19 protein-coding genes and 1 pseudogene are annotated in these 22,642 nt (G+C 73.1%); 8 read left to right on the top strand and 12 right to left on the bottom strand.

Annotated features, from left to right (window positions below; translation table 11 throughout):
- Nucleotides 1-6 precede the first annotated feature (6 nt).
- The 7 genes and pseudogenes from C9F11_RS23000 to ssd form a co-directional block, all read right to left on the bottom strand.
- A pseudogene (locus tag C9F11_RS23000) lies at nt 7-366 on the bottom strand (Rv3654c family TadE-like protein); the annotation flags it as partial.
- The gene (locus C9F11_RS22995; protein ID WP_138961048.1) at nt 363-827 is read right to left on the bottom strand and encodes a TadE family type IV pilus minor pilin; all 465 of its coding nucleotides are present in this window, start codon (nt 825-827) and stop codon (nt 363-365) included. The gene C9F11_RS22995 and the pseudogene C9F11_RS23000, both read right to left, overlap by 4 nt.
- Nucleotides 814-951 carry a DUF4244 domain-containing protein gene (locus C9F11_RS48755; RefSeq protein WP_249401845.1) on the bottom strand — a complete coding sequence of 46 codons (138 nt, stop codon included), beginning with the start codon at nt 949-951 and terminating at the stop codon, nt 814-816. Before C9F11_RS48755 ends, C9F11_RS22995 begins: the two co-directional genes overlap by 14 nt.
- 398 nt (nt 952-1,349) lie before the next feature.
- Nucleotides 1,350-2,165 (bottom strand): type II secretion system F family protein, encoded by an 816-nt coding sequence (locus C9F11_RS22985; RefSeq protein WP_138961047.1) that lies wholly within the window; start codon nt 2,163-2,165, stop codon nt 1,350-1,352.
- On the bottom strand, nt 2,165-3,076 hold the full coding sequence (locus C9F11_RS22980; RefSeq protein ID WP_138966873.1) for a type II secretion system F family protein: 912 nt from the start codon (nt 3,074-3,076) through the stop codon (nt 2,165-2,167). The genes C9F11_RS22985 and C9F11_RS22980 overlap by 1 nt, the downstream gene beginning before the upstream one ends.
- An 8-nt stretch (nt 3,077-3,084) precedes the next feature.
- Nucleotides 3,085-4,254 (bottom strand): TadA family conjugal transfer-associated ATPase, encoded by a 1,170-nt coding sequence (locus tag C9F11_RS22975; protein WP_138961046.1) that lies wholly within the window; start codon nt 4,252-4,254, stop codon nt 3,085-3,087.
- A complete protein-coding gene (gene ssd, locus C9F11_RS22970; protein ID WP_138961045.1) occupies nt 4,251-5,393 on the bottom strand; it encodes a septum site-determining protein Ssd in 1,143 nt (380 codons plus the stop codon). The genes C9F11_RS22975 and ssd overlap by 4 nt, the downstream gene beginning before the upstream one ends.
- A gap of 524 nt (nt 5,394-5,917) precedes the next feature.
- Between ssd and C9F11_RS22965 the strand changes: the two genes are divergently transcribed.
- The gene (locus C9F11_RS22965; RefSeq protein ID WP_138961044.1) at nt 5,918-6,745 is read left to right on the top strand and encodes an HAD-IB family hydrolase; all 828 of its coding nucleotides are present in this window, start codon (nt 5,918-5,920) and stop codon (nt 6,743-6,745) included.
- Nucleotides 6,746-7,204: 459 nt separating this feature from the next.
- Here C9F11_RS22965 and C9F11_RS22960 read toward each other — a convergent pair whose 3' ends face one another.
- A complete protein-coding gene (locus C9F11_RS22960; RefSeq protein WP_138961043.1) occupies nt 7,205-8,032 on the bottom strand; it encodes a Fic family protein in 828 nt (275 codons plus the stop codon).
- A 101-nt stretch (nt 8,033-8,133) separates the two neighbouring features.
- On the opposite strand from C9F11_RS22960, the gene C9F11_RS22955 reads away from it, so the two are divergent.
- Nucleotides 8,134-9,114, top strand: coding sequence for an ATP-binding protein (locus C9F11_RS22955; RefSeq protein ID WP_138961042.1), 981 nt, complete (start codon nt 8,134-8,136; stop codon nt 9,112-9,114).
- Nucleotides 9,115-9,201: 87 nt separating this feature from the next.
- Here C9F11_RS22955 and C9F11_RS22950 read toward each other — a convergent pair whose 3' ends face one another.
- On the bottom strand, nt 9,202-10,491 hold the full coding sequence (locus C9F11_RS22950) for a hypothetical protein (RefSeq protein ID WP_138961041.1): 1,290 nt from the start codon (nt 10,489-10,491) through the stop codon (nt 9,202-9,204).
- Nucleotides 10,492-10,785: 294 nt separating this feature from the next.
- On the opposite strand from C9F11_RS22950, the gene C9F11_RS22945 reads away from it, so the two are divergent.
- From C9F11_RS22945 to C9F11_RS22920, 6 genes are all read left to right on the top strand, one after another.
- Nucleotides 10,786-13,191: a SulP family inorganic anion transporter gene (locus tag C9F11_RS22945; protein ID WP_138961040.1), complete on the top strand. Its 2,406-nt coding sequence runs from the start codon at nt 10,786-10,788 to the stop codon at nt 13,189-13,191.
- A gap of 189 nt (nt 13,192-13,380) precedes the next feature.
- Nucleotides 13,381-15,381 (top strand): acetate--CoA ligase, encoded by a 2,001-nt coding sequence (gene acs, locus C9F11_RS22940; protein ID WP_138961039.1) that lies wholly within the window; start codon nt 13,381-13,383, stop codon nt 15,379-15,381.
- A 292-nt stretch (nt 15,382-15,673) separates the two neighbouring features.
- The gene (gene nhaA / locus C9F11_RS22935; protein ID WP_138961038.1) at nt 15,674-17,071 is read left to right on the top strand and encodes a Na+/H+ antiporter NhaA; all 1,398 of its coding nucleotides are present in this window, start codon (nt 15,674-15,676) and stop codon (nt 17,069-17,071) included.
- An 87-nt stretch (nt 17,072-17,158) separates the two neighbouring features.
- Nucleotides 17,159-17,659: a phage holin family protein gene (locus C9F11_RS22930; RefSeq protein WP_138961037.1), complete on the top strand. Its 501-nt coding sequence runs from the start codon at nt 17,159-17,161 to the stop codon at nt 17,657-17,659.
- The gene (locus C9F11_RS22925) at nt 17,656-18,603 is read left to right on the top strand and encodes an alpha/beta hydrolase (protein WP_138961036.1); all 948 of its coding nucleotides are present in this window, start codon (nt 17,656-17,658) and stop codon (nt 18,601-18,603) included. Before C9F11_RS22930 ends, C9F11_RS22925 begins: the two co-directional genes overlap by 4 nt.
- 131 nt (nt 18,604-18,734) lie before the next feature.
- On the top strand, nt 18,735-18,923 hold the full coding sequence (locus C9F11_RS22920; protein WP_138961035.1) for a hypothetical protein: 189 nt from the start codon (nt 18,735-18,737) through the stop codon (nt 18,921-18,923).
- Between the two features lie 18 nt (nt 18,924-18,941).
- On the opposite strand, the gene C9F11_RS22915 is transcribed toward C9F11_RS22920, so the two are convergent.
- The 3 genes from C9F11_RS22915 to nth all read right to left on the bottom strand — a co-directional run bounded on the left by C9F11_RS22915 (nt 18,942) and on the right by nth (nt 22,380).
- Nucleotides 18,942-20,144, bottom strand: coding sequence for a MarP family serine protease (locus C9F11_RS22915; protein WP_138961034.1), 1,203 nt, complete (start codon nt 20,142-20,144; stop codon nt 18,942-18,944).
- Nucleotides 20,145-20,256: 112 nt separating this feature from the next.
- The gene (locus tag C9F11_RS22910; RefSeq protein ID WP_138966871.1) at nt 20,257-20,898 is read right to left on the bottom strand and encodes a CoA pyrophosphatase; all 642 of its coding nucleotides are present in this window, start codon (nt 20,896-20,898) and stop codon (nt 20,257-20,259) included.
- 420 nt (nt 20,899-21,318) lie between these two features.
- Entirely contained in the window at nt 21,319-22,380 is a 1,062-nt protein-coding gene (gene nth / locus C9F11_RS22905; protein ID WP_249401844.1) for an endonuclease III, read from the bottom strand.
- Nucleotides 22,381-22,642: the final 262 nt, after the last annotated feature.

Raw genomic sequence — 22,642 nt, 5'->3', positions numbered from 1 at the left:
CGTCACGTCCGACACCTGGCCTCGGACCTCGCACCTCACGATCCGCGTGCCCTGCGCCCGCGCCACCCGACCCGCCCGCGCGCAGGCCTCGTCGGGCCCGGCCGTCCAGTGGTCCGCCGCCGCGAGCGCGGCCAGATCCGCGGCGCCGCCCGCCCGGTGCCGGGCCACCATGACCTGAGCCATCGCCAGGACGGCACCGGTGACCACGCACAGCACGGCCAGGACGACCACCACCCATACCGTGGCGGCACCCCTGTCGGCCTGGGCGGCGCCCCGTCCCGTCCGGACAGCACCCACGCCCGCCCGGACAGCGCCCGGGCGCGCCGGGGCAGCGCTTCGGCCCGCCCGCGGCCCGGCCCGTCTCATGTGCCCACCCCCGCCGCACCCGCTCCCACCGCGTCCTCCGCCAGCGCCACGGCCTCCGCGCGCAGCCGCACGCCGAGCCCCAAGGGCCGCGGGCCCGGTGACGGTGCCACCACCTCGACCCGCACCAGGTCCCCGTCCCGGCGCACGGCGACGTGTGCGCCGCGGGGTGCAGCCTGCCGGGCCGCCGCCACAGCCGTGCCCTGCGGATCCTGACGTGCCATCGCCCGAGCTCCCGCCCTGGCCGCGTCCACGCACTGGATCTGCGCGGACGCGGTCATGAGGATCCACAGGAGCCCCATCGTGAACAGCACCAGGGTCGGCAGGACCACGGCCGCCTCCGCCGTCACGAACCCGGCGTCGCCCCGCCTCCCGGGCCCGCCCGCGCCGACCCGTCCTGCGGTCCTGCCCCTGGCCCGCACGGAGGCGCCCTGCGCGGCCGCCCCCGCCTCAGAACTGCACATGGAGCGCCCTCTCCACCACCGCTTGCAGCCCGGCGTGGACGGGCCCGCTCGTCACCACCTTGTAGAGCAGCCCGGCGAAGCCCACGGCTGCGATCAGTCCCATGGCGTACTCGGAAGTCGCCATTCCGGCATCCCGCGCGCCGGTGCGCGTCCCCGCCCATCGGCGGGACACCCAGGCCCGCGCCGAGTCGTACCCGCGCCCGCGCCCCGGTTCCCGCCCACAGCCACGGCCGTTCCCCTGGCTCCGTCCCTGTCCCCAGCCCTGCTCGTGTCCCTGGCCCTGTCGCGACATACCAACCCCCATGAGATGTCCCCTCCTTGAGATTCGAAATTTCCTGTCCTTGCTCACAGCGCTCCGTCTTTCGGGCTCACAGCGCTCCGTCTTTCGGGCTCACAGCGCTCCGCCCTTCGGGCTCGCGCCCCTCCGCCTATCGGACACGCGGCCCTCTGCCATCAGGGCTCACGACCCTCCGCCGTCCCGGCCTGCTTCCACACCTCCTCCGCGCGGCCGACGCCACCCCTTCAGCGGGCGCTCAGCAGCGCTCCCCCGAGGCCCATGACCACCGGCACCACCCCGAGCGCGATGAACGCGGGCAGGAAGCACAGCCCCACCGGAGCGGCCATCGCGACCGCGGCCCGGCGTGCCCGGGCGGTCGCCTCGCGGGCTCTCTCCGCCCGGCAGTCCGCGGCGAGGCGGGCCACGGGAGCGGCCGCGGGCGCCCCGGACTCCCCCGCCCGCTCCAGGAGCCGGGCCAGCGCCCCGGCGCCCGGAACGGCGCCCAACTGCCGCCAGGCGTCCGCGGGCTCGCCGCCGAGCCGCACCTGCGCGGCGCCCCACGCGAGCCGCTCGCCGACCGGCCCGCGCAGCGACTCCCCGACGGCCTGGGCCGCCACGACCGGCCCGGCCCCGGCAGCCACGCACGCCGCCACCAGGTCGGCCGCCAAGGGCAGTTGCCGCGCGGCCTCAGCCGTGTCGAACTCCGTCTCCTGGCCGGGCCCTCGCCCCATCCGCGCCACGGCGCAGCCGAGCCCCGCGCCGACCACGAGGCCCGTCACCCCGCCGAGCAGCGCCCACCCGGCGGCGACCGCGCCGACCACGGCCAGCCGCACACGGGCCCCGTCCCGCCGCCCGGACAGGCCGCCACGCCACCGCCCGCGCCACCGCGACCGCCACGGCCAGGGCCGATCCGCCCGCCCCGGCCCGCCCAGAGCCGCCACCGTGCGTCTGCCCAGGGCCCGTTCACGCCGGACCGCTGTCGCCACGAGGGCCAGCCACAGCACCGCCACCGCCGACCACAGGGCCGCCCCCAGCCTGTGGAAAACCTCGGCCTCGCTCATCACCCCGCCGCCTTTCGCATGATCCGCAGCGCCCACCAGGCGCCCGCGCCCTCCAGAAGCCCGCCCACGAGGAGGCACCCGAAGCCCGCTCCCGTGTGCAGCAACACCCACAGCGGCCGGGCGCCGAGCGCGCTGCCCATCAGCAGGCCGAGCGCGGGAAGCCCGGCGAGCAACACGGCCGTCGACCGGGCTCCCGCCAACTGGGCTCGCAGGTCGGAGCGTTGGTCACGCTCGGCCCGCAGGGCACCCTCCAGGCGCTCCAGGCCCGTCGCGAGCCCCGCGCCCCGGTCGACGGCGACCCGCCAGCAGGCCGCGAGCCCCAGGAGCCCCTCGGCGCCGGGCTCCCGGGCGGCCTCACGCAACGCCCCCGGTACGTCTCCGCCGAACCGTGCCGCCGCGAGCACCCCGGCCCACTCCCCGCCGAGCCCCCGGCCCACGGACCGACCGGAGCCCGTCAGCTCCGGGGCCCTCGTATCGGCCCGGCCCACCGTGAGCCCTTCCGTGGCTGTCCTCAGCGCCTCGCCCGGCTGCCGCCCCGCGCGCACCTCACCCGCGAGCGCCCCGCACAGGGCGATCACCGCGTCCGTCCGCCGCTCCCGCTCCCTGCGGGCCTCCCGGGCCCTGCGCAGCCGCCCGGTCAGTGGCACGCCGACCGCCCCCGCGACGAGCGGCACCATCGACTCACCCAGGACCGCGACGGCCAAGCCGCCCACCAGAACCCACACTTCGGACCCCACACGGCCGCCGAACCGGTCGCGCACCACGGCAACTGCCCGGTGCCACAAGGGCCCGGGGCCCACCGTCCCGGGCACCGCGAGCACCAGCCTGGCCCGCCGCAGCTCGCGGACCCGGGCGCGCCCTCCCAGGAGCCACACCGAACCGCCCGCGCACAGCGCCGCGCCCCATGCCATCGCCGCGCTCACGCGGTCTCACCCCGGCTTCCGAGCAGGGTGCTCAGCCGCCGCCAGCCACGCTCCTGGACGAAGCCGCGCTCGCCCCACCGCAGCGCGGGCACCGTCGTCACGAGCCCGGTGGCGTCCCGCTCCAGGACGTGCACCTCGGCCACGCGGCGGCACCCGGCCCGGTCCCGGGCGAGGTGGATGACCACCGAGAGCGCGGCCGCCACCTGGCTGTGCAGGGCCGCGCGGTCGAGCCCGGCGGCCGTGCCCAGGGCTTCCAGGCGGGCCGGTACGTCCGCCGCGGCGTTCGCGTGCAGGGTGCCGCAGCCCCCTTCGTGGCCCGTGTTGAGCGCGGCCAGGAGATGCACGACCTCCGCGCCCCGGACCTCGCCCACGACGAGCCGGTCGGGCCGCATCCGCAGGGCCTGGCGCACCAGGTCGTCGAGGCCGACGAACCCCGCGCCCTCCTGGTTCGCCGGCCGGGTCTCCAGGCGCACCACGTGCGGGTGCTCGGGGCGCAGCTCCGCGGAGTCCTCGGCGAGCACGATCCGCTCTCCCGGGCCGACCAGGCCGAGCAGGGTGCTCAGGAGCGTCGTCTTGCCGCTGCCCGTGCCGCCGCTGATCACGTACGACAGGCGGGCGTCGAGCAGGGCGCGCAGGAACCGCTCGCCGCCGGGCGGCACCGTGCCCGCGGCCGTCAGCTCCGCGAGGGTGAAGGCCCTCGGCCGCACGACCCGCAGCGAGAGGCAGGCGGAGCCGACGGCGACCGGGGGCAGGACGGCGTGCAGCCGGGTGCCGTCCGGAAGGCGGGCGTCCACCCAGGGCCGCGCGTCGTCCAGGCGCCGCCCCGCGACCGCCGCGAGCCGCTGGGCGAGCCGCCGCACGGCCGCCGCGTCCCGGAACGCCACCTCCGTGAGCTCCAGGCCGCCGCCCCGGTCCACCCACACCCGGTCCGGCGCGGACACCAGGACATCGGTCACCGACGGGTCCGCGAGCAGGGGTTCGAGCGGGCCCGCGCCCACGAGCTCGGAGCGCAGCTGCTGGGCCGCCCCCAGGACTTCGGCGTCTCCCAGGACGCCTGCCTGTGCCCGCAGGGCTTCGGCGACCCGCGCCGGGGTCGGCTCCGTGCCGTTCGCGGCGAGCCACTGGCGTACGCCGTCCAGCATGCGGGCACCCACGACCGCGTTCATACGCGCCCTCCGGTGGCGTCGGCCGGAAGCTGCTGCCAGAAGGCGGCGCAGAACCGGGCGAGCGGCCCGCGTGCCAGGCCGCCGGGTGGCTGTCCGCCGTCCTGGGCCGCCACGAGGCCGTGCTCCCAGGGCAGCTCGCCGATGAGCGGCAGCTGGAGGAGGCGCGCGACCTCGCCCGCGTCGAGCCCGTCCCCTCCGTCGAGCACGTCGCGCCCGGACCGGCCGGTGGTGGCCACGACCCGCAGGTCCCGCAGCACCATGCCCGCGGCCGACGCGACCCGGCGCGCCCCGGCCACCGCGCGCAGCTCGCGCGGCACCACCAGGAGGCCCAGGTCGAGCTGGGCGAGCGCCTCGCCCACCGTCTCGTCCACACGGCGCGGCAGGTCCACGACGACCACGCCGCCGCGCCTGCGGGCCGCGGCGAGGACGGCCCTCATCGCTTGCGGGGCGACGGCGACGGTGTCGCCGCGGTCCCAGCTGAGCACCCGCAGGTCGTGCAGCTGGGGCAGCGACTCCTCCAGGGCGCCGCCGCCGACCCGGCCGCGCGACTGGGCGAAGGCGGGCCAGCGCAGCCCGTCGGCACTCTCCCCGCCGAGCAGGACATCGAGCCCGCCGCCCAGCGGGTCGGCGTCGATGAGCATGGTGCGCCGCCGGGCGCGCGCCGCCGTGACGGCGAGGGCGCAGGCCAGGGTGGAGGCGCCGGCACCGCCCCGGCCGCCGATGACGCCGAGGGTGAGGGCGGGCCGCCCCACGCCCTCGGCCACGTCGGCGATGCGGTCCACCAGCCACTGCTCGCCGTCCGGCAGGACGAGGACCTGCTCGGCGCCGATCTCCACCGCGCGCCGCCATACGTCGGAATCGTCCTGATCCCGCCCAACCAGCACCACCCCGCGCCGCCGCGCGGCTCCGCGCACCCGGTCCGCCGCGTCGTCCCCGACCAGGACGAGCGGGGCCGACGCCCAGGTGTCCCTGCCGCCCCCGCGCTCCGGCACCCCGTGGTGCACCTCGGGTCGCGCACCCGCCGCGGCGCACAGCCGCAGCAGGTCATCCAGCAGGTCCACGTCCTCGGTGACGATCAGTGGTGCGCCCGGCCGCCCGTCGGACGGCGGCGACGCGTCGCCCGCAATGACTCCGCCCACGATCTCCAGCCCCCTCTCGCTGCAAGTCCTTCGAATGCGCGCCTGTGCGCATCCGGATCCGAGCCCGCGGAGACCGGCCAATGGAATCCGGCCATGAACTTCACGAGCGGAATCAGCGTGCTGCGCTCCCGGAAATCGTGTGGATCTTGGTCAATAACTGTGGAGAAGACGGGGGCTGTGAATATCTCCGTCACCCATACCGGTGAGGCCCCGAACGACTTCCGCAGCGCAGCGCTACGACTACGCACAGTGATGAATCGTGGGCAAGGCTCAGCGGCGCCCCAGCGGCTCATGAGGGCGCTCAGCGAGCATTCAAGATCAGAAACCGGGGGCGAAAACCCATCCGGACATGCGACGACCCCCGCCGGGGGGGAGAGCGGGGGTCGTCCCCTCGGTCCGACTCGGGGGGGGAGGAGCCAGACCGGGTTAGCACGGTCGCGAACGATCCGTGACTTCCATGGTGTACCCGAGAGCCTTCTCAGGCAAACCCACGCGCCTCAGCTTACGCCGAATGGTGGGCGCCTATGCTCGGGCTCGTGGAAAACCACTCCTTGCCTCGCACAGCCGCCTTCTTTGACCTGGACAAGACGGTCATTGCGAAGTCGAGCACCCTCACCTTCAGCAAGTCGTTCTACCAAGGTGGCCTGATCAACCGGCGAGCGGTACTGCGGACCGCATATGCCCAGTTCGTGTTCCTCGCCGGGGGCGCCGACCACGACCAGATGGAGCGGATGCGCGAGTACCTGTCCGCGCTCTGCCGGGGGTGGAACGTGCAGCAGGTCAAGGAGATCGTCGCCGAGACCCTGCACGACCTGATCGACCCGATCATCTACGACGAGGCCGCCTCGCTCATCGAGCAGCACCACACCGCCGGGCGGGACGTCGTCATCGTGTCCACCTCGGGCGCCGAGGTGGTCGAGCCGATCGGTGAACTGCTCGGCGCGGACCGGGTGGTGGCCACCCGGATGGTCGTCGGCCCCGACGGCTGCTTCACGGGCGAGGTGGAGTACTACGCGTACGGTCCGACGAAGGCGGAGGCGATCAAGGAGCTCGCCGAGTCGGAGGGGTACGACCTGGAGCGCTGCTACGCCTACAGCGACTCGTTCACCGACATGCCGATGCTCGACGCCGTCGGCCACCCCCACGCCGTCAACCCCGACCGGGCACTGCGCCGCGAGGCCCTCGCGCGCGAGTGGCCGATCCTGGACTTCCACCGCCCGGTGCGGCTCAAGCAGCGGCTGCCCGCGCCGCCGCGCCCGGCGCTCGTCGCCGCGGCCGCGGTGGGGGCCGCGGCGGCCACCGCGGGCCTGGTCTGGCTCGCCACCCGCCGCCGAGCCGCGGCGGCGAGCTGACACGCGCGCGTGGGGATGCACCCGGGCTTCGAGGGGCGACCGGAAAGCCCTGTCCGGTTCACCCTTGTTTGAACCTAAAAGTAAAGAAGTGCGGCCAGGGCTTCCGCTTCCCCCAGGACAGTAGTACAAAGGAGTCAACGGCCCGCGAGACCAAGGACATCCGAGAGGATTACCTTCAACCGCAGAATTGGCCCCACGGACCGAAGCATGAACACCGAGCACCCACGCGACGTCGACCCGTCGATTACGGGCCAGCCGCACCAGGTGACGGGCAAAGTTCCCGACCTGATGGGCACATGATTCGAGGACGCTTGGTAACCCGGTGGACATGCCAGCGGCGGTACGAAATCTCGTACCGCCGCAACCCTGTTCAGGGCCCGATCGCCCCCTCCTTGAAGCCCACCGGGCCGATCGCCCTCTCCTGGGGTCCGCCCCAGGAAGCGCCCCGCCGGAGCCGCCTCAGGCGGCACCCCGCTGCAGCGCCTCGCACACCGCCGTCGACTCCCTGACGCCCAGCTCAACGGCCTTGCCGCAGTGGGCGATCCAGGCCGCGACCCCCTCCGGCGTCCCGGACGCGTAGCCCGCGAGCGCCGCCGCGTAGGCGTCGCGCCCCAGCTCCGCGTGGCCCGCCTCGGCCGGGCAGACCGACTTCGGGTCGAGCCCGCTGCCCACCAGGACGACGCGCTCGGCCGCCCGCGCGACCAGACCGTTGTGCGAGCCGAAGGGCCGCAGCACCGCCAGTTCGCCGTGCACGACGGACGCCATCACTAGGGCGGGCGCCGAGCTGCCCGCGACGACGAGGCGCGAGAGCCCCTCCAGGCGCCCCGCGACCTCGTCGGCGTCCGGCACCGCCGGCGCGGACACGGGCCCGTCCAGGGGCTCGTCGACCGGCTCGCCCGCGAGGCGCGGACGGCCCGCCGCCTCGTCCGAGTCGGCCGCCGCGACCAGATGCAGCCGCGCGAGGACCCGCAGCGGCGACTGGCGCCAGACGGAGAGCAGCTGGCCCGCCTCAGCCGTGAGGCGCAGCGCGGCGCCCACGACGCGCGCCTCGGCGTCACCGCTGAAGTCGCTGCGCCTGCGCACCTCTTCGAGCGCCCACGCGGCACCGGACAACGCGGCGGAACCACGGGCTCCGCGCAGCGCGGCCTCCGAGGTGATCTCGTTGCTGCGGCGGCGCATGATCCGGTGTCCGTAGACGCGGTCCACGGCCTTGCGCACGGAGTCCACGGCGTCCGGGACGCCGGGCAGGGCGCCCAGGGGAGCCAGCGGATCGGGTGTCGTACTCATGAGTACGACCCTACGCACTCGGGGCCGCCGCCCCACGAAGGAGTGGTCTTCTTCACTCAAGGACCGGTGTGCCGCGGGGCTCGCCACTACGCTAACCGACCATGAAAATCGCTTTCGTGGGGAAGGGCGGCAGCGGCAAGACCACGCTGTCCTCGCTCTTCATCCGACACCTCGCCACCACCGGCGCCCCCGTCGTCGCGGTGGACGCCGACATCAACCAGCACCTCGGCGCCGCGCTCGGCCTCGACGACGAGCAGGCCGCCGAGCTGCCCGCCATGGGCGCGCGGCTGCCGCTCATCAAGGACTATCTGCGCGGCGCCAACCCGCGCATCGCCTCCGCCGAGACGATGATCAAGACGACACCGCCCGGCGACGGCTCCCGGCTGCTGCGGCTCCGCGAGCAGAACCCGGTGTACGACGCGTGCGCGCGGCCCGTGGAACTCGACGGCGGCGCCGTGCGTTTGATGGTCACCGGGCCGTTCACCGAATCCGACCTCGGTGTCGCCTGCTACCACTCCAAGACCGGAGCGGTGGAGCTGTGTCTGAACCACCTGGTCGACGGCCGTGACGAGTACGCCGTCGTCGACATGACCGCCGGCTCGGACTCCTTCGCCTCCGGCATGTTCACCCGCTTCGACATGACGTTCCTCGTCGCCGAGCCGACCCGGAAGGGGGTCTCCGTCTACCGCCAGTACCGGGACTACGCATTGGACTTCGGCGTCGCCCTGAAGGTCGTGGGCAACAAGGTCCAGAGTCAGGACGACATCGACTTCCTGCGCGAGCAGGTCGGCGAGGACCTCCTGGTGACCGTCGGGCACTCGGACTGGGTGCGTTCCATGGAGAAGGGCCGCCCGCCCCGGTTCGCCCTCCTGGAGGACACCACCCGCACCGCCCTGCGCACGCTTCAGGACGCCGTCGACGCCACGTACGAGCACCGCGACTGGGAGCGGTACACGCGCCAGATGGTCCACTTCCACCTGAAGAACGCGCAGAGCTGGGGCAACGCCAGGACCGGAGCCGACCTGGCGTCCCAGATCGACCCCGGCTTCGTCCTGCGCGAGGAAGCGATCGCCACGGCTTGAGAGGCCCCGCCAGAGGCCCCACAGGGCCCCCAAGCGGGACCCGCGGGCGGGGCCCCCACAGGGCGGGCCCTCACGCGCCGCTCGCGGCTACCTCTTGGCCGGTTCGGCCCCCGGGACCCCCTTGGGTGCCGGGGCCGGGCGGGCCGAGAGGAAGGCGGGCCAGCCCTCCTTGGGGGCCTTGCCGACGCCGAGCTTGGTCAGCTTGGCGAGGACCTGCGGGTCCTGGGCGTCCAGCCAGTCGGCGAGCTGCCGGAAGGACACGCACCGCACGTCCCTCTTGGTGCAGACCCGCTCGATGGTCTCCTCGATGGCACGCATGTACGTGCCGCCGTTCCAGGACTCGAAGTGGTTGCCGATGATCAGGGGCGCGCGGTTGCCGTAGTAGGCGCGGTCGAAGCCCTTGAGGAGGCCGTCGCGCATCTGGTCGCCCCAGTACTCATGCCGGGACGGATCGCCCTGGGAGGTCGAACCGGACTGGTTCACCATGAAGTTGTAGTCCATGGTGAGCGTCTCGAAGCCGCGCCCGGGGACGGGGACGAGCTGCATCGACAGGTCCCACAGGCCCTCCTTCTTCTCGGGCCAGAGCTGGTTGTTCACCCCGCTGGTGTCGTAGCGGAAGCCGAGTTCGCGGGCCGCCCGCATGAAGTTCTTCCGGCCTTCGAGGCAGGGGGTGCGGGCGCCGATGAGCTCCTTGTCGTAGTCGAAGGGCAGCGGCAGCGCGCTCTTCACGCCCGCGTTCGTCTTCCAGGCCTTCACAAAGGACTTGGCCTGCCGGATCTCGCTCTTCCAGTCGTCGACGGACCACTCGTCGACGCCCCGGCCCGCGCCGCAGAAGTGGCCGTTGAAGTGCGTGCCGATCTCGTTGCCCTCAAGCCAGGCGCCGCGGAGCTGGTCCACGGTGTCCCTGATTCCCTTGCGGTCGTTGAAGCCGATGTCCGAGCTGCCGGCCAGGTGCTGCGGCGGCTTGTAGAGCCCGCGCTTCTCCTGCGGAAGCATGTACACGCCGCTGAGGAAGTAGGTCATCGTGGCGTTGTTGCGCTTGGCGACCTTGCGGAAGTACGAGAAGAGCTTCTGCCCGTCCTCGCCCGCGCCGTCCCAGGAGAAGACCACGAACTGCGGTGGCTTCTGCCCCGGTCCAAGGCGTTCCGGCCGGGGCAGCAGCGGCTGCTTGCCGGTGAAGGCCGTGGAGCCGTCGCCGATCAGCCGGACCGGTGACTTGGGCGCGGCGGCACCGGCCGGCTTCTTCGCGCCGTGCGCGCCCTCGCGCGCGCTCTTCTTCGTGTCGGACGCGCCACTACCGCACCCGGCCAGGGCCGCGACGCAGACCACGAGGGCGGCGAGCCCGGCCGCGGCGGCAGTCCTCTGGTTGGCGGCCATCCGCCCACCTACTTCCGTACGAATCGGGACAGAACCCGAGCAACTTCGCACAGAGGTGCGGGAGCCCCATTACGACAAGCCGATGAATAGGCTTAATCACTCGTTGAGGTGATCACTTGCCCCATTTGCGCCGAAAATCCTGCCGTGACCTTTACTCTGCATTACGATTCGTTTACCGAGAGTTGAGTCGTCCCGCCGCTGCAACGCCGTGACCCACGGCCGCGACCCGCCCTCCGGCAGCCCGTCGGAGGCCCACCTGTTCCGCGACCGCGCCGCCCCGGAGGAGTCGGGAAAATGTCTGCCAGCGTCCCCTCACGCGCCACCGACTCGGCCCCGGCCGCAAGCACCCGGCAGCCGCACGCGCCACCGCCGCGCCGCGCCTTCCGCGTCGCGGGCGCCGACCTCTCCGCGTCGATCGCCGTGTTCCTCATCGCCCTGCCCCTGTCCCTGGGCATCGCCCTCGCCACCGGAGCGCCCCTCCAGGCGGGACTCGTCGCCGCGGCCGTCGGCGGCGTCGTCGGGGGCCGTCTCGCCGGGTCCCCGCTCCAGGTCAGCGGACCCGCCGCCGGGCTCACCGTCGTCACCGCCGACCTCATCCAGCGCTACGGCTGGCGCACCACCTGCGCGATCACCGTCCTCGCCGGGCTCACCCAGGTGGGTCTCGGCTGTCTGCGCGTGGCCCGCACGGCCCTCGCCGTCAGCCCCGCCGTCGTGCACGGCATGCTCGCCGGGATCGGCGTCACCATCGCAGTCGCCCAGCTGCACATCGTGCTCGGCGGCACCCCGCAGAGCTCCGTGATCGACAACCTCCGGGCGCTGCCCGCCCAGTTGACCGAGGTGCGCCCGGCCGCCCTGTCGATCAGCCTCCTGACCCTCCTCCTGCTGCTCCTCTGGCCCCGTCTGCCCGGGCGCGCGGGCCGCGCCGCGCGCGTCCTGCCCGCCCCCCTGGTGGCCGTCGCCGCCGCCACGGCGCTCGCGGGCTTCGCCGCGCTCCAGCTGGACAAGGTCGACCTGCCGTCCTGGCGCAGCCACGCGCTCGCGGGACTGCCCGAAGGGCCCGCGCTCGGCCTGGTGGCGGCCGTGCTCACGATCACGCTGGTGTGCAGCGTGCAGTCGCTGCTCGGCGCGGTCGCCATCGACAAGCTCACGTCCGGCCGCCCGGACTCGCCCCCCGGAGTGGGCCGTTCCGACCTCGACCGCGAGCTGCGCGGCCAGGGCGTGTCGAACATCGTGTCCGGCCTGCTCGGCGGCCTGCCCGTCGCCGGAGTCGCGGTGCGCAGCGTGGCGAATGTCCGCGCGGGTGCCGTCAGCAGGAACTCCACGATGCTGCACGGCGTTTGGGTAGTAGTAGCCGCCCTGCTGCTCGTGCCCGTCCTGGAGCTGATCCCGCTCGCCGCCCTCGCCGCCCTGGTCATGGCCGTCGGCATCCAGATGGTCAGCCTGAACCACATCCGTACCGTCACCCGGCACCGCGAGATCCTGGTCTACGCGGTCACCATCCTCGGCGTGGTCGTGCTCGGCGTCCTCGAAGGGGTCGCGCTCGGCGTCGCCGCCGCCGTGGCCGTGGCCCTGCACCGCCTCGCCCGCACCCGCATCACCTGCGACGAAGACGCGGAAGGAGTCCATCACGTACACGTCCGAGGACAGTTGACGTTCCTCGCCGTGCCCCGCCTCAGCCGCTGTCTGCACCACATCCCGCACCGGGCGCACGCCGTCGTGGAGCTGGACGGCTCCTTCATGGACCACGCGGCGTACGAGACGCTGCAGAGCTGGCAGGACGCGCACGCCGCGCACGGCGGCACGGCCGAGATCACCGGCCGTGGCGGCCAGCGGATCGCCGAGCCCGCCCGGATCGCCCACTGCAGCTGCCGCCCCTGGACGCCGTGGCGCAACCACAACTGCGAGGCGCCCCCGCAGCACTCCCCCGGCGCCCCCCACGATCACCCCCACCACCAGCACGAACTGGCCCAGGGCATCAGCGCCTTCCAGCAGCACACGGCGCCCCGCGTGCGGGGGGAGCTGGCCCGGCTCGCCCGCGAGGGCCAGCGGCCCGTGCAGCTGTTCCTGACGTGTGCCGACTCCCGGGTCGTCACCTCCATGATCACGTCCAGCGGCCCGGGCGACCTCTTCGTCGTGCGGAACGTGGGCAATCTGGTGCCGCTGCCCGGCGCCGAGAGCGGCGACGACTCGGTCGCCGCCGCGATCGAGTACGCGGTGGACGTGCTGGAGGTCAAGTCCATCACCGTGTGCGGGCATTCGGGGTGCGGGGCGATGCAGGCGCTGCTCAGCTCGCCGCCGACCGGGGCGCAGACGCCGCTCAAGCGGTGGCTGCGGCACGGCCTGCCGAGCCTGGAGCGGATGGCCGCGTCCAGCACCGCCGACCCCTCCGGCAGGATCGCCCCGCGGCTCGCCGGACGGGCGCCCGCGGACGCGGTGGAGCAGCTGTGCCTGACCAACGTGGTCCAGCAGCTGGAGCATCTGCGGGCCCACGAAGCGGTCGCGCGGCGGCTTGCCGAGGGGACCCTGGAACTGCACGGGATGTACTTCCACGTCGGTGAGGCCCAGGCCTATCTGCTGGCCGAGGGCCCCGGCGGCGCGCCCGGCACGCACGGCGGCTCCTCCGGCGGCCGGCCCCTGCCGCACGAGGTGTTCAGCCAGGTGCGGCCCTCGCCCCGCGCGGAGGCCACGCCGACGGGCTGAGCCACGCCGACCGGCCGACAGCGGTGGGTCTCCCCTGCGGGAGGCCCACCGCTCCGTGCGCCGGGGCGCACCCGATCGCGCCCGCCCCGGCGCGCCGCCTATGCCGACCGCCCCCTACCTGCCACCCTTTACAGGTCTAAACCAATTTCCGGCAAGCCCTTGTCACCAGGGCCGGGTGTCTGATGAGCTGTGGCTTGGGACACAACGGACACCCTGAGAAAGGGAGATGTCGTGAGTAACGAAAGCCTGGCCAACCTCTTGAAGGAGGAGCGTCGCTTCGCGCCGCCGGCCGATCTGGCCGCGCGGGCCAACGTCAGCGCGGACGCGTACGAGCAGGCCAAGGCTGACAGGCTCGGCTTCTGGGCCGAGCAGGCCCGTCGGCTGACCTGGGCCACCGAACCGACCAAGACGCTCGACTGGTCGAACCCGCCGTTCGCGAAGTGGTTCGAGGACGGCAAGCTCAACGTCGCGTACAACTGCGTGGACCGCCACGTCGAGGCGGGCCACGGCGACCGGGTGGCCATCCACTTCGAGGGCGAGCCCGGCGACAGCCGTGCCCTCACCTACGCCGAGCTGAAGGACGAGGTGAGCCGCGCCGCCAACGCCCTGACGGAGCTGGGCGTCGGCAAGGGCGACCGGGTCGCCGTCTATCTGCCGATGATCCCCGAGGCGGTCGTGGCGATGCTGGCGTGCGCCCGCATCGGCGCCGCGCACTCGGTGGTCTTCGGCGGCTTCTCCGCCGACGCGATCGCCGCCCGCATCAAGGACGCCGATGCCAAGCTCGTCATCACCGCCGACGGCGGCTACCGCCGGGGCAAGCCGTCCGCGCTCAAGCCCGCGGTCGACGAGGCCCTGGGCCGGGTGGAGGGCGTCGACAAGGTCCTCGTCGTACGGCGCACCGAGCAGGAGGTGGCCTGGACCGAGGGCCGCGACCTGTGGTGGCACGACGTGGTCGGGCGGCAGTCGGCCGAGCACACCCCGGAGGCGTTCGACGCCGAGCAGCCGCTGTTCATCCTGTACACGTCGGGCACCACGGGGAAGCCCAAGGGCATCCTGCACACGTCGGGCGGCTATCTGACCCAGGCGTCGTACACCCACCACGCCGTCTTCGACCTCAAGCCGGAGACCGACGTCTACTGGTGCACGGCCGACATCGGCTGGGTGACGGGCCACTCGTACATCACGTACGGACCGCTGTCGAACGGCGCGACGCAGGTGATCTACGAGGGCACCCCGGACACCCCGCACCAGGGCCGCTTCTGGGAGATCGTGCAGAAGTACGGGGTGACGATCCTGTACACGGCGCCCACGGCGATCCGTACGTTCATGAAGTGGGGCGACGACATCCCCGCGAAGTTCGACCTGTCCTCGCTGCGCGTCCTGGGCTCGGTCGGCGAGCCGATCAACCCCGAGGCGTGGGTCTGGTACCGCAAGCACATCGGCGGTGACAACTGCCCGATCGTGGACACCTGGTGGCAGACCGAGACCGGCGCGATGATGATCTCGCCGCTCCCGGGCGTGACCGAGACCAAGCCGGGCTCCGCCCAGCGCGCGCTGCCGGGCATCGCCGCGACCGTGGTCGACGACGAGGCGAACGAGGTGCCCGACGGCGGCGGTGGCTATCTGGTCCTCACCGAGCCGTGGCCGTCGATGCTGCGCACCATCTGGGGCGACGACCAGCGGTTCATCGACACGTACTGGTCGCGCTTCGAGGGCAAGTACTTCGCCGGTGACGGCGCCAAGAAGGACGAGGACGGCGACATCTGGCTGCTCGGCCGGGTCGACGACGTGATGCTCGTGTCCGGGCACAACATCTCCACCACCGAGGTGGAGTCGGCGCTCGTCTCGCACCCGTCGGTCGCCGAGGCGGCGGTCGTGGGCGCGGCGGACGAGACCACCGGCCAGGCCATCGTCGCCTTCGTGATCCTGCGGGGCACGGCGAACGCCGAGGACGAGGGGCTCGTCGCGGACCTGCGCAACCACGTGGGCGCGACGCTCGGCCCGATCGCCAAGCCCAAGCGGATCCTGCCGGTGGCCGAGCTGCCGAAGACCCGTTCCGGGAAGATCATGCGGCGGCTGCTGCGGGACGTTGCCGAGAACCGTCAGCTGGGGGACGTCACCACGCTGACCGACTCCTCCGTGATGGACCTCATCCAGTCCAAGCTCCCGGCCGCCGCCAGCGAGGACTAAGTCGCCCTTCGGTCGGCTGCGGGTTCTCCGTGGCTGGTCGCGCAGTTCCCCGCGCCCCTTCGGGGCGCGCCTGAGGCACCCGGCGCCCCGCGCGCCGGGTGCCTTTTCGCGTCTGCCGGACAAGCCGTTTGTCCTTAAAGTGGCTTTCGCCGGATACCCCCGCCGCACCCGCCCCGAAGCGATTAGATAAGCTAAGGATCAACGTCAACAACGCGACAAGAATCATCAGGTGCGCCGGGAAGTCTGGTCGGCATGTGCTCAGCCCTGCCTACCCGACCGGAGGTCGACTCCTGTGGCCGCGCCCACCCCCACCAACCGCAAGTTCCTCGGACGCCTCTCCCTGCCCGAGCGCACCTTCGTGGCGAACGCGCTGCGCACCGAGACGGTCGGCGGCGTCCTGCTGCTCATCGCCGCCGTCGCGGCCCTGATCTGGGCGAACACCCCGCTCAAGGAGAGCTACGAGAGCGTTAGGGACTTCCATCTGGGCCCCGGCTCGCTCGGCCTCGACCTGTCCGTGCAGCACTGGGCCGCCGACGGGCTGCTCGCGGTCTTCTTCTTCGTCGCCGGGATCGAGCTCAAGCGCGAGCTGGTCGCGGGCGACCTGCGCGACCCCAAGGCCGCCGCGCTGCCCGTCATCGCCGCGATCTGCGGCATGGCCGTACCGGCGCTCGTCTACACGCTGGTCAACACCGTCGGCGGCGGCTCCACGGACGGGTGGGCCGTGCCCACCGCGACCGACATCGCCTTCGCGCTCGCGGTGCTCGCGGTCATCGGCACCTCGCTGCCGTCGGCGCTGCGCGCCTTCCTGCTCACCCTCGCCGTCGTCGACGACCTCTTCGCGATCATGATCATCGCGGTCTTCTTCACCAGCGACCTGAACTTCGCCGCGCTCGCCGGCGCCGTCATCGGCCTCGCCGTCTTCTGGCTGCTCCTGCGCAAGGGCGTCCGCGGCTGGTACGTCTACGTGCCGCTCGCCCTGGTCATCTGGGGCCTGATGTACAACAGCGGCGTCCACGCCACCATCGCCGGTGTCGCCATGGGCCTGATGCTGCGCTGCCACCGCGAGGAGGGCGAGCCGCACTCCCCCGGCGAGCACATCGAGCACCTCGTACGGCCCCTCTCCGCGGGCCTCGCGGTACCGCTGTTCGCCCTGTTCAGCGCCGGGGTGGTGGTCTCCGGCGGTGCGCTCGGCGACGTCTTCACGCGGCCCGAGACGCTCGGCGTGGTCCTCGGTCTGGTCGTCGGCAAGGCCGTCGGCATCTTCGGCGGCACCTGGCTCGCCGCCCGCTTCACCCGGGCCGAGCTGAACGACGACCTGGCCTGGCCGGACGTCTTCGCGGTCGCCTCGCTCGCCGGCATCGGCTTCACCGTCTCGCTGCTCATCGGCGAACTCGCCTTCAGCGACGACCCGGCCCTCACCGACGAGGTCAAGGCGGCGGTCCTCGTCGGCTCCCTGATCGCGGCCGTGCTCGCCACCGTCCTGCTGAAGCTCCGCAACCGCAAGTACCGCGCGATGTGCGACGACGAGGAGCGCGACGAGGACCTCGACGGCATCCCGGACATCTACGAACAGGACAATCCGGATTACCACTTGCGGATGGCGGAGATCTACGAGAAGAAGGCCGCCGAGCACCGCAGGCGGGCGGAAACGTCGGCCGGGTCGGGCGATCCGGACCGCGGTCCGGCATGATCTGTCCAGAACCTTCCGCGCGGCGCCGGTCCCCGGGCGGCAGGATTGCGCACGCTGACCGGCAGACAGAGAAATGAGGAGTACGCGATGAGCGCACCCGACGGTCCCGTCGGCACCGAACGCAGCCTCGGCCAGCTCGTCTCCGCGGCGAGCAAAGAGATGTCGGAGCTGGTGCACGACGAGATCGCGCTGGTCAAGGCCCAGCTGACGCAGGACGTCAAGCGCGGTGCGATCGGCAGTGCCGCGTTCATCGCGGCCGTTGCCGTCCTCATCTTCTCGCTGCCGATGCTGAGCTTCGCCCTGGCCTACGGCATCCGCACCTGGAGCGGCTGGAACCTCGCGATCTGCTTCGTGCTGTCCTTCGCGGCGAACGTCCTGGTGGCGGGCGTGCTCGCCTGGATCGGCGTGATCTTCGCCAAGAAGGCCGCCAAGGGCAAGGGCCCGCAGAAGGCCGCGGCCGCGGCCAAGGAGACGGCTGCCGTACTGCAGAACGTCAAGCCGCATCCGCGCCCCGTGACCCCTGCGACGAGCGCCCTTGAGCTGGAGAAGGGTGAGCGGGCCGACGCTGTGGCACGCTCGACTGCATGACGGACCCCGCCAATACCCCCCAGCACGCCTCCGCGACCGCGTCGGCCGTACGCATCGACGGCCCCTGGACGCACCGGGACGTCGCCGCCAACGGCGCCCGCTTCCACATCGCGGAGCTCGGTGACGGGCCGCTGGTGCTGCTGCTCCACGGCTTCCCGCAGTTCTGGTGGGCCTGGCGGCACCAGCTCGTCTCGCTCGCCGACGCGGGCTTCCGCGCGGTGGCGATGGACCTGCGGGGCGTCGGCGGCAGCGACCGCACCCCGCGCGGCTACGACCCGGCCAACCTGGCCCTCGACATCACCGGCGTGGTGCGCTCCCTCGGGGAGCCCGACGCCGCGCTCGTGGGCCACGACCTGGGCGGCTACCTCGCCTGGACCGCCGCCGTGATGCGGCCCAAGCTGGTGCGCCGCCTCGCCGTCACCTCCATGCCGCACCCCCGGCGCTGGCGCTCGGCGATGCTGCGGGACATGAAGCAGACCGCCGCCGGTTCCTACGTGTGGGGCTTCCAGCGGCCGTGGGTCCCGGAGCGCCAGCTCGTCGCGGACGACGGCGCCCTGGTCGGCCGGCTGATGCGGGACTGGTCGGGGCCGCGCCTCCCGGACGACGAGGCCGTGGAGACGTACCGGCGCGCGATGTGCATCCCCTCGACGGCGCACTGCTCGATCGAGCCGTACCGCTGGATGGTGCGGTCCATGGCGCGCCCCGACGGGATCCAGTTCAACCGGCGCATGAAGCGCCCGGTGCGGGTGCCCACGCTCCATGTGCACGGGTCCCTCGACCCGGTGATGCGCACCCGCAGCGCGGCCGGTTCCGGCGAGTACGTCGAAGCGCCGTACCGCTGGCGGCTGTTCGACGGCCTGGGGCACTTCCCGCACGAGGAGGACCCGGTGGCCTTCTCCAACGAGCTGGTGAGCTGGCTGAAGGACCCCGAGCCCGACCGCTGACGCCCCCCGCGGCCGCGGCGTCACCCGAATGCGGGAACGTCAGTCCGACGAACGCCAATTGCCTGGCGCATAGGCCAATTGGGGCCCCTGCGCGCGGTTACCGACCTTGAGGCACGGGCACACGTCCGGGTATGGGCTGGACGCACGACTACAGTGACGTAGCACGCAAGCGCCGCACGGCCACCGTGGTGAACAGCCACGAGAGGGGCGGCCCGCATGAGCAGGGGCCCGCGGGCACCGCTCAGGCGATCGGTATTCCGCGCATCCTGCGCCGCCGGGCCCGGTGGGTGTCGGCGCGCCTGCGGCACACCCGCGACTGACCCGCTTCCCGTACGCCGCTACAGCGCGCACCCCTGGCTGTCGACCTCCTGGTTGGCGGTGCGGCCCCGGTCGATGTCCTCGCGGATCTCGTCCGCCGTCAGGGCGTAGCCGGTGTCGGGGTCGTCGAGCGACTTGGCGAACACGACGCCGTAGACCTCGCCCTTGGGGGTGAGCAGCGGGCCGCCGGAGTTGCCCTGGCGGACCGTGGCGTACAGCGAGTACACATCGCGGCGGACCGTGCCCCGGTGGTAGATGTCCGGGCCCTTGGCCGTGATGCGGCCGCGCACGCGCGCGGGGCGGACGGTGTACGGGCCGTCCTCCGGGAAGCCCGCCACGATGGCGCCGTTGCCGCTCACGGCGTCGCCCGAGGCGAACTTCAGGGCGGGGGCGGGCAGCGACGGCACGTCGAGCACGGCGATGTCGCGCTCCCAGTCGTAGAGCACGACCTTCGCGTCGTACTTCTCGGCCTCGCCGCCTATCTGCACGCGGGGCTCGTCCACACCGCCGACCACGTGCGCGTTCGTCATGACGCGGCGCGGGGCGAAGACGAAGCCGGTGCCTTCGAGGGCCTTGCCGCAGCTGTGCGCGTCGCCGCTGACCTTCACGATGGAGCGCTTGGCGGTGACGGCGACGTGGCTGCGGGCCAGCTTCGAGTCGGGGGGCGGGACCTCCTTGATCGGCTCGTTCGAGAACGGGCTGAAGACCTGCGGGAAGCCGTTCCTCGCGAGGACCGAGGTGAAGTCCGTGAACCAGGTGTCGGCCTGGCCGGGCAGGGCGCGGTCGATGCCGAGCAGCACCTTGGAGTTGCGGACCTCCTTGCCGAAGGTCGGCAGCGTCGTGCCCGCGAGGAGGGAGCCGATCAGCCAGGCGACCAGGAGCATCGCGACCACGTTGACCAGGGCGCCGCCGGTGGCGTCCAGGGCTCTGGCGGGCTGCCAGGTGATGTACCGGCGCAGCTTGTTGCCCAGGTGGGTGGTGAAGGCCTGGCCGACGGAGGCACAGACGATCACCACGACGACGGCGATGACCGCCGCGGTCGTCGTCACCTTCGCGCCCTCGTCGGTCATGGCGTCCCAGACGACGGGGAGCAGATACACCGCGACGAGACCGCCGCCGAGGAAGCCGATCACGGACAGGATGCCGACGACGAAACCCTGGCGGTAGCCGACGATCGCGAACCACACCGCGGCGAGCAGCAGCAGGATGTCCAGCACGTTCACCGATTCAGTCCTCGCCTCGCATGAGTCCCCGCCCAGCGGTCGCCGTTACGCGCCACGCCTCGCGGGGCGCGCGCCGTCCTCGGCCTCGGTGGCCGCGGTCCACGCAACCTTGTCATGAGCCCCAGTCGAGCGGGACGCGGCGGTCCCTGTCCCACGGGCGCTCCCACCCGGCGAAGTGCAGGATCCTGTCGATGACCCCGGCGGTGAATCCCCAGACCAGGGCGGACTCCACGAGGAAGGCGGGGCCCTGGTGCCCGCGGGGGTGCACCGCCATCGCGCGGTTCGCCGGGTCCGTGAGGTCCGCCACGGGCACGGTGAAGACCCGGGCGGTCTCGGCCGGATCGACGACGCCCACCGGGCTCGGCGCGCGCCACCAGCCGAGGACGGGCGTCACGACGAAATCGCTCACGGGGATGAACAGGCTCGGCAGCACCCCGAAGAGCTGGACGCCGCGCGGGTCGAGCCCGGTCTCCTCCTCGGCCTCCCTGAGGGCGGCGCGCAGCGGCCCCTCGCCCTGCGGGTCCCCGTCCTCCGGGTCCAGGGCGCCGCCGGGGAACGACGGCTGCCCCGGGTGGGAGCGCAGCGAGCCCGCCCGCTCCATGAGGAGCAGCTCGGGTCCCCGCTCGCCCTCGCCGAAGAGGACGAGCACGGCGGACTGCCGTCCGCCGCCGCCCTCCGGCGGCAGGAACCTGCTGAGCTGGTCGGGCCGCACGGTGGCGGCCGCCCGCACGACGGGGGCGAGCCAGGAGGGCAGGCCTTCGGTGGTGAGGGGGGTCGGCCCGGGGTGAGGAAGGGCGGGGGTGTCCGGGGCCGGGGTGTCCCGGGGGGCGGTGGCGCCCTGCGCGCGGGAGGCGCCGACGGGCTGCGCGCGGGGAGCGTGCGGCTGCCGCGCCCGGGGGGCGCCCGGGGCGGGCTGGGCCTGGGCGGCGCCCGGGGCGGGGTGGGCCTGGGCGGCGCCCGGCGGGTGGGGCCTGGCTCCGCCCGGGGTCTCGTGGGTGTGGGGGCCCCGCGCCCCGTGGGAGTCCGTGCCGTGCTTCTCGCCGTCGTCGCTCATGTCCCTGCCGCCTGTGTGCGTGTCACTCGCGTGCGTCATCGGAACCCCGGTCCCCCCGCGGTCCCCCGTCCGCCCCTCCATCTCTCCACAACGCCACCTGCCCCGCGGATGGTTCCTCGATCACCCCGTGGCGCCGAGCGGCGGCGCGGCCCTGCCCGGATAGTCCGGCGGGGGCTTGAGGCGCTGCCCCGGCAGGCCGCCCTTCTCGTACTTCAGGAGCTTCTCGGCCTTCTCCGGGTCCGTCTCGCCCTCCCCGTACGACGGGCAGAGGGGGGCGATCGGACAGGCGCCGCACGCGGGCTTGCGGGCGTGGCAGATGCGGCGGCCGTGGAAGATCACGCGGTGCGACAGCATCGTCCAGTCGCTCTTGGGGAAGAGCCCGGCGACGACGGCCTCGACCTTCTCCGGGTCGGTCTCCGCCGTCCACTTCCAGCGGCGCACCAGACGGCCGAAGTGGGTGTCCACGGTGATGCCGGGGACGCCGAAGGCGTTGCCCAGGACGACGAAGGCGGTCTTGCGGCCCACGCCGGGCAGCTTGACCAGGTCTTCGAGGCGGCCGGGCACCTCGCCGCCGAAGTCGTCCCGCAGGGCGGCGGAGAGGCCCATGATCGACCGGGTCTTGGCGCGGAAGAACCCGGTCGGCCGGATCACCTCCTCGACCTCCTCCGGATTGGCCGCGGCGAGGTCCTCCGGGGTCGGGTACTTGGCGAAGAGGGCCGGTGTCGTCTGATTGACCCGCAGGTCCGTCGTCTGCGCGGAGAGGACGGTCGCCACGAGCAATTGGAACGGGTTTTCGAAATCGAGCTCCGGGTGCGCGTACGGATACACGTCGGCGAGCTCGCGGTTGATGCGGCGGGCCTGGCGGACGAGGGCCGTGTGCGTCTTGGGCGCGGCGGGGGCCTTCACGCCCTGGGGGGCGGCCTTCGCGCCCCCGGCGGTCGCCTTCCCGGCGGGAGCCTTCTTCGCCGGGGCTTTCTTCGCCGGAGCCTTCTTCGCCGGAGCCTCGGCCACGGATGCCTTCTTGGCCGGAGCCTTCTCCGCCGCCGGAGCCTTCTTGGTCGAAGCCTTCTTCGCCGGGGCCTTCGCGGCGGGCACCTTCTTGGCCGCCGCCCCGGCCGACGCCGCCCCGTCCGTCGGCTCCGCAGTGGGCCGAGCGGCCCGTGAAGCGCCTTGATTCGCCATGCGGCCAGCGTACGGGCCCTCACTGACACCGACGGCGGAGATGCGCCGTTGTCGCCGCGGAGGGCATCGGCGCCGGGCGCGCGCCGGAGCGCACCCTCCCCCGCACACCCCCCGCGCCCTCACCGACGCGCCGCACAGGGTCCGATTTGTCCGGATTCTCAGAAGTGGCGGAAGCGTGTTCGCCCACAGCAGAATTGTCCTGCGTACCCGTCCGCCGCGCCGCCGTGGCCTGTGCTCTCACGGGCCCGTAGGCGGGTGTCCG

The organism is Streptomyces sp. YIM 121038, assembly GCF_006088715.1.
GTDB lineage: Bacteria > Actinomycetota > Actinomycetes > Streptomycetales > Streptomycetaceae > Streptomyces.
The sequence above is the reverse complement of the archived record's forward strand: the minus strand, read 5'-3'. Positions and strand labels throughout refer to the sequence as shown.